This window comes from Streptomyces arenae (assembly GCF_022343545.1).
GTDB classification, from domain to species: domain Bacteria; phylum Actinomycetota; class Actinomycetes; order Streptomycetales; family Streptomycetaceae; genus Streptomyces; species Streptomyces humi.
In genome coordinates, this window is sequence record NZ_JAKQYH010000014.1 from 88,030 (window position 1) to 101,405 (window position 13,376).

The window sequence follows — 13,376 nt, forward strand, 5'->3', positions numbered from 1 at the left end:
CGCAAGCTCTGCGGCATGACTTCGACCGACCGTGAACTCGCGATCGCAGCCACCGGGTTGCGCAAGGCCTACGGGGACAAGACCGTCCTCGACGGCATCGACTTCCAGGTGCCCGCCGGCACCGTCTTCTCGTTGCTCGGGCCGAACGGCGCGGGCAAGACCACCGCCGTCAACATCCTCTCCACGCTGATCTCCGCCGACGGCGGCGAGGCCCGGATCGGCGGGCACGACCTCGTCGCCGAGGCCCAGGCGGTACGGGCCGCGATCGGCGTCACCGGCCAGTTCTCCGCGGTGGACGGACTGATCACCGGCGAGGAGAACATGCTCCTGATGGCCGACCTGCACCACCTGCCCCGCGCCGAGGGGCGCCGGGTGGTGGCGGAACTCCTGGAGCGCTTCGACCTCGTGGAGGCCGCGAAGAAGGCCGCCTCCACCTACTCCGGCGGCATGAAACGCCGGCTCGACATCGCCATGACCCTGGTCGGCAGCCCGCGGGTCATCTTCCTCGACGAACCGACCACCGGCCTCGACCCGCGCTCCCGGCACACCATGTGGCAGATCATCCGAGAGCTGGTCTCCGGCGGCACCACCGTCTTCCTGACCACCCAGTACCTGGAGGAGGCCGACCAGCTCGCCGACCGCATCGCCGTGCTCAACGGCGGCAGGCTCGTCGCCGAGGGCAGCGCCGAGGAACTCAAGCGGCTGGTGCCGGGCGGCCACGTCCGGCTCCGGTTCACCGACCCGGTGACCTACGAGCAGGCGGCCACCGCGTTGCGCGAGACCACCCGCGACGACGAGGCGCTCACCCTCCAGATCCCCAGCGGCGGCAGCCAGCGCGAGCTGCGCGCCATCCTCGACTGGCTGGACGCCGCCGGCATCGAGGCCGACGAACTCTCCGTGCACACCCCCGACCTGGACGACGTGTTCTTCGCCCTGACGGGCAGCCCCGCCACCACCGCAGCCGACACCGCCCCCGCGGACACCGCCGCCGACACCGCCAAGGAGACCGTCCGATGAGTACCGCACCCTCCGCCCTGCGGGCGAACGCCTTCCGCGACAACCTGACCATGCTGCGGCGCAACCTCCTGCACGCCCGCCGCTACCCCTCACTCACCCTGAACCTGCTGCTCACCCCGGTCATCCTGCTGCTCCTCTTCGTCTACGTCTTCGGCAACGTGATGAGCGCCGGCATCACCGGCGGCCACGCCGACCGGTCCGAGTACGTCGACTACCTCGTCCCCGGCATCCTCTTCCTGACCGTGGCCATGACCTCGCTCGGCACCGCGGTGTCCGTGGCCACCGACATGACCGAGGGCATCATGGCCCGGTTCCGCACCATGGCGATCTCCCGCGCCTCCGTGCTGATCGGCCACGTCGTCGGCAGCGTGATCCAGACCATGGCGGCCCTGGTGCTGGTCCTGGGCATCGGGCTGGCCATCGGGTTCCGGCCCGACGCCTCACCGCTGGAGTGGCTGGCGGCGGCCGGCCTGATGGCCCTGGTCAGCGTCGCGGTCACCTGGCTTGCCGTCGGTATCGGTCTGATCAGCCCCAACGCCGAGGGCGCCAGCAACATCGGGACCCCGCTGGTCATGCTGCCGTTCCTGTCCAGCGCGTTCGTACCGGTGGACGCGATGCCGGGCTGGTTCCGCTGGTTCGCCGAGTACCAGCCCTTCTCGCCCTTCATCGAGACCCTGCGCGGACTGCTGCTGGGCAGCGAGATCGGTACGAAGAACGCGGTGCTGGCGATCGGCTGGAGCCTCGGCCTGACCGTGCTGGGCTACTTCTGGTCCAAGGCGGTGTTCAACCGCGAACCCCGGCAGTGAGCTCGTGCAGGGCCGCCGTCCGCAACTGATCCCGCCCCAGGGCCGCGTACCCCGACCTCGCGTCGGCGTACGCGGCCCCGTCCGCGTTCTCGGCGGCCGCCCGGGACCGGGCCGAGGACATGGTCGGCAGGTCCCGCATCACCGGCAGCCGCTCCGCCAGCGCCAGCAGCCGTACCGCCGCCGTGTCACCGCGGGCCAGTCCGGCGAACCCGAGCGCCAGCAACACCGAGCCGTACACCGGGAGTTCGAGCAGATCCCCGGCACCGGGCGCGCCGGAGCCCGCGGCGGGACCGGGGCCGGAGTCCGACAGCATGGCGAGCAGTCGCTCCCGCAGGCCGTCGGCCAGGTGTGCCACCGGTTCCACCCGGCCGTGCTGCGCGTGCGCCGCGAGTGCCGCCGCCTGTACCTGGAGCGCCCAGGACTCCAGGAACGGGTCGTCCGCCGCGAGCCGGCTGGCCTCCCGGATGCCTCCGGCCGCCTGCCGCCACAGCCCGAGGCCGACCTCGGTCAGCCCCCGGGCCAGCGCGATCTCCGCCCGGGCCTGGAGCAGTTCGGGGGTGAAGGCCTGCGGGGACTCCGGCTGTCCGGCCGGGGTGGCCAGGCCCAGCCAGTACTCCGCCTCGTCGATCTCCCCCCGTTGGAGACAGGCGGACACCAGCCCGTAGCGGACGCCGATCGCGTCCGACCAGCCGCCGACCTCGCCGATCGCGTCCGCGGCCCGCAGATGGTCGTACGCCTCGGCGCCGCGTTCCGTCTTGAGGCACAGCTCGCTGATCCGCCCGTGGCTGAGCAGCAGCATGATCGGATTGCCGAGCGGCCGCACCACGGCGAGCATCCGGCGCGCGTGGTCCAGCGCCCGCTCCGTCTCGTACGCGGCCTCCCACAGATAGCTGGCGACGCCCGCGGCGAGGCCCGCCAGCAGCGGTTCGCCGGAGTCGCACAGCTCCCGCAGCCGGTCCCAGTCCGGCGGGTGCATCTCCGGGACGGCGGACAGCACGGTGGCCAGCGCCCGCATCACGGTGTCCGGCGGGGCCGGCGGCAGCCGGCGCAGCGTGACCAACTGGCGTACGGCGTGCGGGCCGTAGCCCATGAAGAGGCCGGCCGTGCAGATCGCCGCCGCGCTCCGCACCGCCTCCACGTCCTCCGGGTGCCCGGGCTCCGGGCGGAACCGGGACAGCGGCCCGCCGGTCTCGGCGGCGAGCGTCACGAACCGCAGGTAGTTGTTGCCGACGGACCACAGGGAGGCCAGTACGGCGGTGAGCGCGGCGATCGCCGGGCAGTCGGTCCGGGCCAGCGCGTACCGCAGCGCGAGGACCAGGTTGTCCTGCTCGGCGCGGACCCGGTCGAACGAGGCCACCGCCTCGTCGCCGAACATCGCGTCGTGGTACGCCCGGCCGAAGTCCCGCGCCCAGGACAGGAACCGGTCCGTCACCAGCGCGGCCTCGCCCGCCTCGGCCCGCCGCGCGGCACCGAACTCCCGCAGCGTCTCCAGCATGTGGAAACGCACCCCGGAAGGGCCTTCCCCCACCTTGATCAGGGACTGGCCGGCCAACTGCTCCAGCAGATCCAGCGTGCCGCCGTCCCCGGTCCCCTGTTCGCCGAGCACGTACTCCGCCGCGTCCGCGTCGAAACCGCCCGGGAACACCGACAGCGCGCGCAGCGCCGCCCGGCCCTCGGGCTCCAGCAGGTGCCAGCTCCACTCGACGACGGCCTGGAGCGTGCGGTGCCGCTCCGGTGCGTCCCGGGCGCCCCCGCGCAGCAGCGCGAAACGGTCCTGGAGGCGGCGCGCGATGTCGGCCACGGACAGCACACGCACGCGGGCCGCGGCCAGCTCCACGGCCAGCGGCAGCCCGTCCAGGTGCCGGCAGATCTCGGCGACCTGCGCGGCGGGCAGTTCCACGCCGGGTCTGGCGGCCCGCGCCCGCTGCGCGAAGAGCTCGGCGGAGGTCGCCGGGGACAGCTCCGGCAGCGCGTACACGGACTCCGAGGTCAGCCCCAGCGGAGCCCGGCTGGTGGCCAGTACCCGCAGCTCCTTCGACCGCGACACCAGCGCCTGTACGAGAGCGGACGCGGCGGCGACGACATGCTCGCAGTTGTCCAGTACCAGCAGCGCTGGTCCCGGGCCCAGCGCCGCGAGGATGCCGCTCACCACGTCCTTGCCGCCCGCGGGCTGGCGGCTGTCCGGGCCGCCGACGGCCGACGCCACCTCGTCCGCCACGTCGTCGTCCGCGGTGACACCGGCCAGGGCCACGAAGTGCACGACGGGCTGTTCGGCCGCCCGGCTCACCGCGTGCGAGAGCCGGGTCTTGCCCAGCCCGCCGGGGCCGACGACGGTGACCACCCGGGCACCCCGCAGCAGCCCGGCCACGGCGGCGATGTCGGCGTCCCGCCCCAGCAGCGGGTTCGGCTCGTGCGGCACGCCGTGCCGGGCGGCCGGCACGTCCGTGCGCAGCAACTCCTGGTGCACGGACCGCAGTCCGGGCCCCGGATCGGCCCCCAGCTCGTCCCGCAGGCGACGGCGGTAGGCGTCGTACCGGGTCAGGGCCGCGGCCCGGCCCGTGGTGGCCGCCTCGCAGCGCAGCAGTTCGGCCAGCACCTCCTCGTCCTGCGGCAGCGTCCGGGCCAGCTCCGCCAGCGGCGCGGCGGCCTCCGACCGCCGCCCGACCCGGGCGAGCGCCAGCGCCCGCGACCGGGCCAGCGCGCGGTGCACCCGCACCCGCTCGACGCGCAGCGCCACCACCGGGTCGTGCAGGTCCTCGTCCGCTCCGGCGCCGACGTTCCCGTCCCAGAGCGCCAGCCCCGCCTCCGCCCGCGCGAGGGCCGCGTCGTGGTCACCGGCCCGCGCCCGCTCGGCGCTCGCCGCCTCGTGCAGCGCCAGCGCCGTGGCGTCGACCTGCGTCCCGTCCAGCGCCAGCCGGTACCCGGCCGGTGTGCTGACGATCAGCTCGGCGCCCAGCTGCGACCGCAGCCGCGACACCAGGACCTGCACCGCCTTGCCCGGCCGCTCCGGCTGCTCGTCCGGCCACAGCCCCGCCGCCAGCCGTCCCGTGCTGCACCCGGTGCGCAGGTCCGCGGCGAGCAGCGCCAGCAGTCCGCGCAGCCGGGGTGCGGTGATCTCCCGGCCGCGGCAGACGACTCGGGGCAGCAGGGTCAGCTCGGTGGTCACCCGTGCAGGTTAATGAAGACGCGGTCCCCTCGGACGCCCCTGGGCGAAGGTACTTTCGAGCGCCGGGATCGTTCGGGGCGGAGGGGAAGCACATGGGCTGGTCGTGGTCGCGCCGGAGTCGGGCGGGCGGACCCCCGCTCCCGTTGCCCGGTCCCTGCCGGCACCGGCGGCACACCCTGCGCACCGGGCGCCTGCTGCTCTACACCCCCGAGACGGCCCTGGACCTCGCCGCCGCCCTGGCCGCGGCCTCGGACGCCGGGGCCCAGCGCTGGCTCGGCTGGGGCGACCGCGCCCTGACCGACACGCGCGTCGTCGAGACCCTGCTCGGGCTGCGTCCCGGGGACACCGGTGCGCTGCGGTCGTCACGGATGCTCAAGGACCTGCTGGACCAGCCCTACGAGCCCGGTCCCGAGGACGAGGTGCTGCTGGTCGGCGTCCGGCTGGACGACGGCAGGTACGCCGGGAGCACGGGGGTGCACCCCGGCACCGGTGAGATCGGCGGCTGGCTCGCTCCCGACGCGCGCGGACAGGGGCTCGGCACCGAACTGTTCCGGGCCGCCGTGCTCCTCGCCCACACCCACCTGGGGCTGCGGACGGTACGAGCGGGACACGAACCGGCGAACACCGCGAGCGCGCGGGCCCTGGCGAACGCCGGTCTCGTCGCCGCCGACGGGCCGCCGCGCCACACCCTCCCGGACGGCCGCGAGATCGAGTCCCGCTGGCTGGAGCGCACGACGACGACCCCCACCTCCCGCTGCCCCGGCGCCGCCCCGTCCGCCTGACTGCCCGGCACTCGCCCCGGCGTATCCCGGGCGGCACCGGGTCTACCTGCGGGAGCCGCAGCCCGGGCAGAAGGCGGCGCCCTCCGGTACGGCCGCCGAACACGCGGAGCACCGGTCCGACTGGGCGAGTTGATGGCCGCAGCCGGAGCAGAAGGCGGCGCCGCGGGTCTCGGTGCGGCAGTGCGGGCAGACCAACTGCCGTGGCGTGGTGGGGTCGTAGGCCTGCCCGGCCTGCTGGCCCACGGCGTACGCCCGCTGCGAGGCCATGTCGTTGAGGCCGCGCTGCTGGGCCGCCATGGCCTCGGCCGCGGTGTCCGGCGCGCAGCGCAGGCACAGGCCCTGGGCGGCGTTCCAGCACCGGCCGCACACGTAGTCCGTGCAGCGTGCGCAGCGGTTGAAATGCCCCTGGGCGTTGTCGATCGCCCGCTGGAACGCCTGGTCACGGGCGCGCCCGTAGCCCGCGCCGGCGAACCCGTCGGCGGCCGAGGTCAGGCCGGTGCCGGTGCGCCCGAGCAGCCCCCACGCGACGTCGACGCCCTTGCGCAGCCAGGTGGCCGCCCGCTCCCCGCCGTACGGCTCGAACGGCGAGCGCCAGGTGTCGTAGCAACGCGCACACGAGAACTCGAACTGGAACCCCGCCCCGGTCCCGTTCCGCTCGCACAGATCCCGGTGGTTGTTGCTGAAGTAGATCTCGCCGCTCATGTGGTCCCCCCACAGATCAGGCCAACGGCAGACATGCCGTACGACGCTGGGAAAACCGTACTGGTTCTGGCCAACGGCAACGACTTCCGGTCATACCGGTACGGCAAAGTCGGCTCCACGGCAGGCCGGGCGGCACGAGCGCGTCCGGTTCCGCCCGGCCCCGGTCGGCGGCCCGGCCATTGGCGCGGTCCGCGCGTATTGCGTTCGCACTGGTCAGGGGTGTGGCAGCGGTTTCTGCAAAGACGGTCCTGAATATCGTCATCGGGTGCGGCCGTGGCCGATGCCGTCGAAAGGCTCCGGGATGCATTCGGGGCGCATGTTAGGCTTCAATGAGATTTCTCGAAGGTCAACCTGCGGGGGAAGTATGGTGACCAATCTCCCAGGTGGGCAACGACCCTCCCACCTGGCGTTGCATCTGATGTTCGCGATCCAATGCAGCGTGGCTTTTATGATCGCCCTCAATCTGCTGGCCTCGCATCCCAGGCCAGCGCAAATCGTCGGTTTTCTGATCACTCTGCCGCTGGTCGGCCTGGTTCAGGTCATACATTGCGCCCCCACCGCGCAGGGGTTACGGGAGCGCTACGGAAAGTTTACCCTGATATTGCAGGCCCTCCTGACGTTTATACCACCGGTGTTTTTAGGCCTTAATTGGGTGGGTCTCGCCGGTCTTCTGGCCGGGGCAATACTGCTGGTTCTCGACCCGCCCCTGTCCATAGGGCTATTCGGTGCGGTGTGTGCCGCGGCCAGCACCGTCGCCGTCCTCTTCGGAAGTCGAATTTTCGGCGTTTCCTGGCTGGTTGTTTCGATATTGATGATCGGCACGATGATCTACGGCCTCGGTCGCGTCGCCGAACTCATGGCCGAGTTGCACCGGACCCGTGGCGTGTCGACCCGGCTGGCCATCGAGCGGGAACGGCTGCGGATGGCGCGGGACCTGCACGACCTGCTCGGCTACAGCCTGTCCGCCATCACCCTCAAGAGCGAGCTGACCATCCGGCTGGTGGGATCGAGCGACGAGCGGGCCCGGGCCGAACTCCTGGAGATCCTCCAGGTCTCACGCCAGGCACTCGCCGACGTGCGCTCGGTGTCCCACGGCTACCGGACCATGCGGATCGCCGACGAGACCACCTCGGTGCGGGGTGTGCTGCTCGCGGCGGGCATCGAGGTGTCCACGGACATGTCCGTGCGCGGCCTCCCCGTCGAGAAGGAGACGGTCCTGGCCACGGTGCTGCGGGAGAGCGTGACCAACCTGCTGAGGCACAGCCGCGCCGATCACTGCCGCATCGTCCTGCGGGAGGAGGGCAGCCGGGTCCGCCTCACCGTCTCCAACAACGGCGTGGTCCCGGGCTCCGCGCTGAACCGGCTGGGCGGCGGACTCGACAACCTCACCGAGCGGCTGACCCGGGTGGGCGGCCGGCTCGGCGCGACCGTCGACCCGGACGGCTGGTTCCACCTGGTCGCCGACTGTCCGGCCGGACCACGGCACGGCGCGGGCTCAGCCGATCCAGCCGGCGTCCCGGGCGATCCGCACCGCGTCGAGACGGTTGCGGGCGCCCAGCTTGGTCACCGCCGAACTCAGGTAGTTCCGGACGGTACCGACGGCCAGGTGAAGCTGGGCGGCGATCTCCGAGGCCTCAGCCCCTTCCGACGCCAGTGACAGGACGTCGGACTCCCGCTCGGTCAGCGGATGGTCGCCGCGCTGCCATACGGTGAAGGCCAGCCGGGTGTCGATCACCCGCTGGCCGTCCGCCACCTTGCGGATCGCCGCGGCCAGCTCCGACGGCGGGGCGTCCTTGAGCAGGTAGCCGAAGACCCTGGCGTCCATCGCCCGGCGCACGGTGCCCGGCTGGTCCGTGCCGGTGAGCATCAGGGTCCGGCACTCCGGCAGGTGCTCGTGCAACTGGGCCGCGGCCTCGATGCCGTCCACCCCGGGAAGTCCCACGTCGATCACGGCGACGTCTGGGCGGTGCGCCAGCCCGGCGGAGAGGACCTCGCGCCCGTCGGCCACCTGCGCCACGACACTGAGATCCTGCTCCATCTCCATCAGCGCCACCAGCGCCCCTCGCACCATCCCCATGTCCTCGGCGAGCAAGACGCGAATCACCCGAGCCTCCCCGTTTCCCTACAGCCTTGATGCTCCCGTTGTCACTCAGTGTCCGTGGCATCCGTCGGGCGGCACAATAGGGCCCGCCGCCGGACCGACGGGCAACTCGCCGCAGGAAAGCGCGTGTTGGGCTCACGGCATCGAGTGCCGGGGGCCCGTCGGCGGTGTCCGGGGTTCGAGTCGTACTCGACCCGCTGCGGCAAGGGTCGTATCCCAACCGGACCCGCGACGACCGCGGCAGCCCTCGGGAGAACCCTGTGACGACACCGCGCACGACGACACCGCGCACGACGACACCGCGCACGACGACACCGCGCACGACGACACCGCGAACTAAGGCCACCGGAGCGGTGACCGACGAACGGCGGCAGGACCGCACGGCCCCGGACGACGCGTGGCTGGAGGAGGTGGCGGACGGCGTCTTCGCCTACGTCCAGCCGGACGGCGGCTGGTGCCTGAACAACGCCGGTCTCGTCGTGTCCGACGGCCGGGCGGCGCTCGTCGACACCGCCGCGACCGAGACCCGGGCCCGCCGCCTGCGGGAGGCCGTGCGCGGGGTGACGGCGGCACCCCCCGGCGTCCTGGTCAACACCCACTTCCACGGCGACCACACCTTCGGCAACTTCGTCTTCCCCGAAGCGCTGGTCGTCGGCCACGAACGGACCCGCAGCGAGGCGCTGGCGGCCGGCCTGCACCTCACCGGCCTGTGGCCCGACGTGCGCTGGGGCGCCCTCGAACTGGCGCCCCCGGCCCTCACCTACCGCGACGGGGTGACCCTGCACGTGGGAGACGTGCGCGTCGAGGTGCTGCACCCGGGCCCGGCGCACACGACGGACGACTCGGTCGTCTGGCTGCCCGAGCAGAGGGTGCTGTTCACCGGGGACATCGTCATGCCGGGCGTCACGCCGTTCTGCGCGATGGGATCGGTCAGCGGATCCCTCGCCGTCCTCGACCGGCTGCGCGCACTGGGCGCCCGTACCGTGGTGCCGGGCCACGGCCCGGTCGCGGGCCCCGAGGTGTTCGACGCCACCGAGAGCTACCTGCGGTGGGTCCGGGCGACGGCACGGCGCGGCCTGGCCGACCGGCTCACCCCCATGCAGGTCGCCCGCGCCTGCGACCTGGGCGAGTTCGCCGGGCTCCGCGACTCCGAACGGCTACTGCCGAACCTGCGCCGCGCCTACGCGGAGGAGCAGGGTGCGGCCCCCGGGGCGCCGCTGGACATAGGGGAGCTGTTCGCCGAGATGATCGAGTTTCACGGCCGGCTGCCGACCTGCCGGGCCTGAGGCGTCCACACCTCGAACTGCCCCTGGTGGTAGAGCACGGGCGACCGCGGCAGCACCTCGGCCCCCTCCACCCGGCCGATGAAGATCCAGTGGTCGCCCGCCTCCACGGTCTGCACCACCACGCACTCGGCGTACGCCAGCACGGCGTCGACGAGCACCGGGGCACCGCCCGCGACGGCCGACGGCATCCACCGCAGCCCGGCGAACTTCCGCTCCGAGCGGCCCGCGCAGACCCGGGCCGCCTCCTGCCCGCCGTCGGCCAGCACGTTCACGACGAACGAACCCGACGTCAGCAGGGCGTCCAGGGTCACCGACCGCTTGTCCACGCAGACCAGCAGCAGCGGTGGCCGGGCCGAAACGGCCGAGACCGCGTTGCAGGTCAGGCCACGGGGGCGGCCGTCCGCGTCCATCGCGGTGACGACCGACACCATCGTAGGGAACGAGCCGAACAGTTCTTGAAAGCGCGTCACTTCCACGGCCATGCCGTCTCACCTCACGTCGGCGGGTCGCTACGCCCGCCACGCTCGCGGCCGGGGCTGGAACTCCGCTGGACCGCCCCTGGAGAACGGCCCCGGTCCACCCGCCTTCGACCGGGCGTCGAGGCGGTCACCGGAGAGTGCGGTGCCGGACGGACACCCCGTCCGGGCGCCGACGAGGAGGCATCCGATGACCACCGCACAGGAGAGGACCACCACCCAGGAGAGGGCCACCGTCGAGGAGAGGACCACCGCCGAGAGGACACCGGCCGTGTCGCCGCAGCGGCGGCTCGTGGCGGAACTGCGCACCATCCGGGACCGGGCACGGCGGGGCCCGGGTGCGAAGGCGACCGAGGCGCAGCACGCCAAGGGCAAGCTGACCGCCCGCGAACGCATCGAACTGCTGCTGGACGAAGGGTCGTTCACGGAGGTGGAGGCGCTGCGCCGGCACCGGGCGGCGGGCTTCGGCATGGAGGCCAAGAGGCCCTACACGGACGGCGTGGTGACCGGCTGGGGGACGGTGCACGGCCGGCCGGTGTTCGTGTACGCGCACGACTTCCGCATGTTCGGCGGCGCGCTCGGCGAGGCGCACGCCACCAAGATCCACAAGATCATGGACATGGCCCTCGCGGCCGGCGCCCCGCTGGTCTCCCTGAACGACGGCGCGGGCGCCCGCATCCAGGAGGGCGTGACGGCGCTCGCCGGCTACGGCGGCATCTTCCAGCGCAACACCAGGGCCTCCGGTGTCATCCCGCAGATCAGCGTCATGCTGGGCCCCTGCGCCGGCGGAGCCGCGTACTCCCCGGCGCTGACGGACTTCGTGTTCATGGTCCGCGACACCTCACAGATGTTCATCACCGGCCCGGACGTCATCCAGGCGGTGACGGGGGAGCGGGTCGGCCAGAACGCCCTCGGTGGCGCGGACGTGCACGCCGGGACCTCCGGCGTCTGCCACTTCGCCTACGACGACGAGTACACCTGCCTCGAAGAGGTCCGCTACCTGCTGTCCCTGCTGCCGCAGAACAACCGCGAGCACCCGCCGGCCGGCCGCACCGCCGACCCCGCCGACCGGCGGTGCGAGGAACTCCTCGACCTGGTGCCGGCGGACGGGAACCGGCCGTACGACGTGACCCGGGTGATCGAGGAGATCGTCGACGACGGCGAGTACCTGGAGGTCCACGAGCGCTGGGCGCGCAACATCGTCTGCGCGCTCGCCCGACTGGACGGGCGGGTCGTCGGCATCGTCGCCAACCAGCCGCAGGTGCTGGCCGGGGTGCTCGACATCGAGGCGTCCGAGAAGGCGGCCCGGTTCGTGCAGATGTGCGACGCCTTCAACATCCCGCTGCTCACCCTGCTGGACGTGCCCGGATTCCTGCCGGGCGTCGACCAGGAGCACGGCGGGATCATCCGGCACGGCGCGAAGCTGCTGTACGCGTACTGCAACGCCACCGTGCCGCGGATATCCCTGGTGCTGCGCAAGGCCTACGGCGGCGCCTACATCGTGATGGACAGCCGCTCCACCGGGGCGGACCTGGCGTACGCCTGGCCGACGAACGAGATCGCGGTGATGGGCGCCGACGGCGCGGCCAACGTCATCTTCCGCCGCGAGATCGCCGCGGCCGACGACCCGGACGCCGTACGCGCCCGCCTGGTCAAGGAGTACAAGGCCGAGCTGATGCACCCCTACTACGCGGCCGAACGGGGTCTGGTCGACGACGTCGTCGACCCGGCCGAGACCCGCGAGGTGCTCACCCGCGCCCTGGCGATGCTGCACACCAAGCACGCGGACCTGCCCGCCCGCAAGCACGGCAACCCGCCCGCCTGAGACTGACGGAACGTCAGAAGCCGCTGGTGAGCGGTCGTTAGTGAAGAACTCACGTGCCGGGTGAGACGTTCACGGCGGAGTCGTGACGTGCGCACTGGGCCCCGTGCGGCACTGGGTGACAAGCTCGGCGCACGACCGAACACGACATGAGCACCCGACGCGAATGGGGGAGACTCTCAGTGGACATCGAGGTGTTAGGACAGTTCTCGGTCCGTGAACGCGGCCTGTCGATCGTGCCGAGCGCCGGCAAGCCCCGGCAGATCCTGGCCCTGCTGACGCTGCGCGCCGGGCACTTCGTGCCGGTGCCCGCACTGATGGAGGAGGTCTGGGGGGACGACATCCCGCGCAGCGCGGTGACCACCCTGCAGACCTACATCCTGCAACTCCGCCGCAAGATCACCCGGACGCTGCCGCCCGGTTCCGGCCGGTCCGCCAAGGACGTCCTGGTCACCTCGCTCGGCGGGTACAAACTGGCGGCACCCCTGGAGACCTTCGACCTGCGGGAGTTCGAGCGGCTCGCGGCCCGCGGCGGGGCCGCCCTGGAGGCGGGCGACGCGCGTGCCGCGTCCGTCGCCCTGACCCGGGCGCTGGCCTGCTGGAAGGGCCCCGCGCTCGCGGACGTTCCGGTGGGGCGGGTGCTGGAGATGGAACTCCTCGGCATCGAGGAGAGCCGCACCCAGGCGCTGGAGCGCAGGATCGAGGCCGACCTGCGGCTCGGCCGGCACGCACCGCTCCTCGCGGAGCTGCGGACCCTGGTGGCCCGCCATCCCATGAACGAGAACCTGTGCGCCCTGCTGATGCTCGCGCTGTACCGGTCGGGCAGCGGCTGGCGGGCGCTCTACGCCTTCCGCCGGCTGCGCGAGACCCTGATCGAGGAGCTCGGCGTGGAACCGTCCTCCCGGTTGCAGCGACTGCATCAGGCGGTGCTGAGCGGCGACCCCGCGCTGGAGACGGGCGACTGGGAACGACCGGGCCGCCTCGCCGGCTGAACGCGGGACCACCGGGGCGCCGGGCCGACGGGCCGCCGGGCGCCGGGCCGTCGGGGGTCCGGTCCGTCGGGGCCCCCTAGGGCCAGGAGCCGGTGCTCCGAGGGCCGGGAGCCGGTGCTCCCGGAATTCCCGGCGCTCCCGGAACTCCCGGCCCTCCCGGAACTCCCGGCCCTCGTCGTTCCCGCGCCCGCCGTTCCCGCGCCGGCCGTTCCCGCGGCGCGGCTCG

The 13,376-nt window shown here is 72.8% G+C and carries 10 protein-coding genes and 1 pseudogene; 7 read left to right on the forward strand and 4 right to left on the reverse strand.

The features are described 5' to 3' along the window. Window positions 1–15 precede the first annotated feature (15 nt). Window positions 16–1,017 carry an ATP-binding cassette domain-containing protein gene (locus tag MB828_RS08030; protein ID WP_301647558.1) on the forward strand — a complete coding sequence of 334 codons (1,002 nt, stop codon included), beginning with the start codon at window positions 16–18 and terminating at the stop codon, window positions 1,015–1,017. Further along, on the forward strand, window positions 1,014–1,823 hold the full coding sequence (locus tag MB828_RS08035; RefSeq protein WP_301647559.1) for an ABC transporter permease: 810 nt from the start codon (window positions 1,014–1,016) through the stop codon (window positions 1,821–1,823). Before MB828_RS08030 ends, MB828_RS08035 begins: the two co-directional genes overlap by 4 nt. Here MB828_RS08035 and MB828_RS08040 read toward each other — a convergent pair. Next, a complete protein-coding gene (locus tag MB828_RS08040; protein WP_301647560.1) occupies window positions 1,801–4,989 on the reverse strand; it encodes an ATP-binding protein in 3,189 nt (1,062 codons plus the stop codon). The two genes, MB828_RS08035 and MB828_RS08040, sit on opposite strands and share 23 nt — an antisense overlap. 143 nt (window positions 4,990–5,132) lie before the next feature. Between MB828_RS08040 and MB828_RS08045 the strand changes: the two genes are divergently transcribed. After that, a complete protein-coding gene (locus tag MB828_RS08045; protein ID WP_301647561.1) occupies window positions 5,133–5,771 on the forward strand; it encodes a GNAT family N-acetyltransferase in 639 nt (212 codons plus the stop codon). Between the two features lie 42 nt (window positions 5,772–5,813). Here the strand turns inward: MB828_RS08045 and MB828_RS08050 are convergent, their stop codons facing one another. Next, window positions 5,814–6,473, reverse strand: coding sequence for a zinc ribbon domain-containing protein (locus tag MB828_RS08050; RefSeq protein ID WP_301647562.1), 660 nt, complete (start codon window positions 6,471–6,473; stop codon window positions 5,814–5,816). Between the two features lie 922 nt (window positions 6,474–7,395). Here MB828_RS08050 and MB828_RS08055 point away from each other — a divergent pair. Then, window positions 7,396–7,566: pseudogene (locus tag MB828_RS08055) on the forward strand (histidine kinase); the annotation flags it as partial. 402 nt (window positions 7,567–7,968) lie between these two features. On the opposite strand, the gene MB828_RS08060 reads toward MB828_RS08055, so the two are convergent. Further along, the gene (locus tag MB828_RS08060) at window positions 7,969–8,577 is read right to left on the reverse strand and encodes a response regulator transcription factor (RefSeq protein ID WP_133023426.1); all 609 of its coding nucleotides are present in this window, start codon (window positions 8,575–8,577) and stop codon (window positions 7,969–7,971) included. A gap of 350 nt (window positions 8,578–8,927) precedes the next feature. Between MB828_RS08060 and MB828_RS08065 the strand changes: the two genes are divergently transcribed. Further along, window positions 8,928–9,860: an MBL fold metallo-hydrolase gene (locus tag MB828_RS08065; protein ID WP_301647563.1), complete on the forward strand. Its 933-nt coding sequence runs from the start codon at window positions 8,928–8,930 to the stop codon at window positions 9,858–9,860. On the opposite strand, the gene MB828_RS08070 is transcribed toward MB828_RS08065, so the two are convergent. Next, window positions 9,830–10,342, reverse strand: coding sequence for a flavin reductase family protein (locus MB828_RS08070; protein WP_301647564.1), 513 nt, complete (start codon window positions 10,340–10,342; stop codon window positions 9,830–9,832). The two genes, MB828_RS08065 and MB828_RS08070, sit on opposite strands and share 31 nt — an antisense overlap. A gap of 286 nt (window positions 10,343–10,628) precedes the next feature. Between MB828_RS08070 and MB828_RS08075 the strand changes: the two genes are divergently transcribed. After that, window positions 10,629–12,161, forward strand: a complete 1,533-nt coding sequence (locus MB828_RS08075) for an acyl-CoA carboxylase subunit beta (protein ID WP_301647610.1) — start codon at window positions 10,629–10,631, stop codon at window positions 12,159–12,161. A 179-nt stretch (window positions 12,162–12,340) separates the two neighbouring features. Next, on the forward strand, window positions 12,341–13,150 hold the full coding sequence (locus MB828_RS08080) for an AfsR/SARP family transcriptional regulator (RefSeq protein ID WP_301647611.1): 810 nt from the start codon (window positions 12,341–12,343) through the stop codon (window positions 13,148–13,150). The last annotated feature ends 226 nt before the right edge of the window (window positions 13,151–13,376 follow it).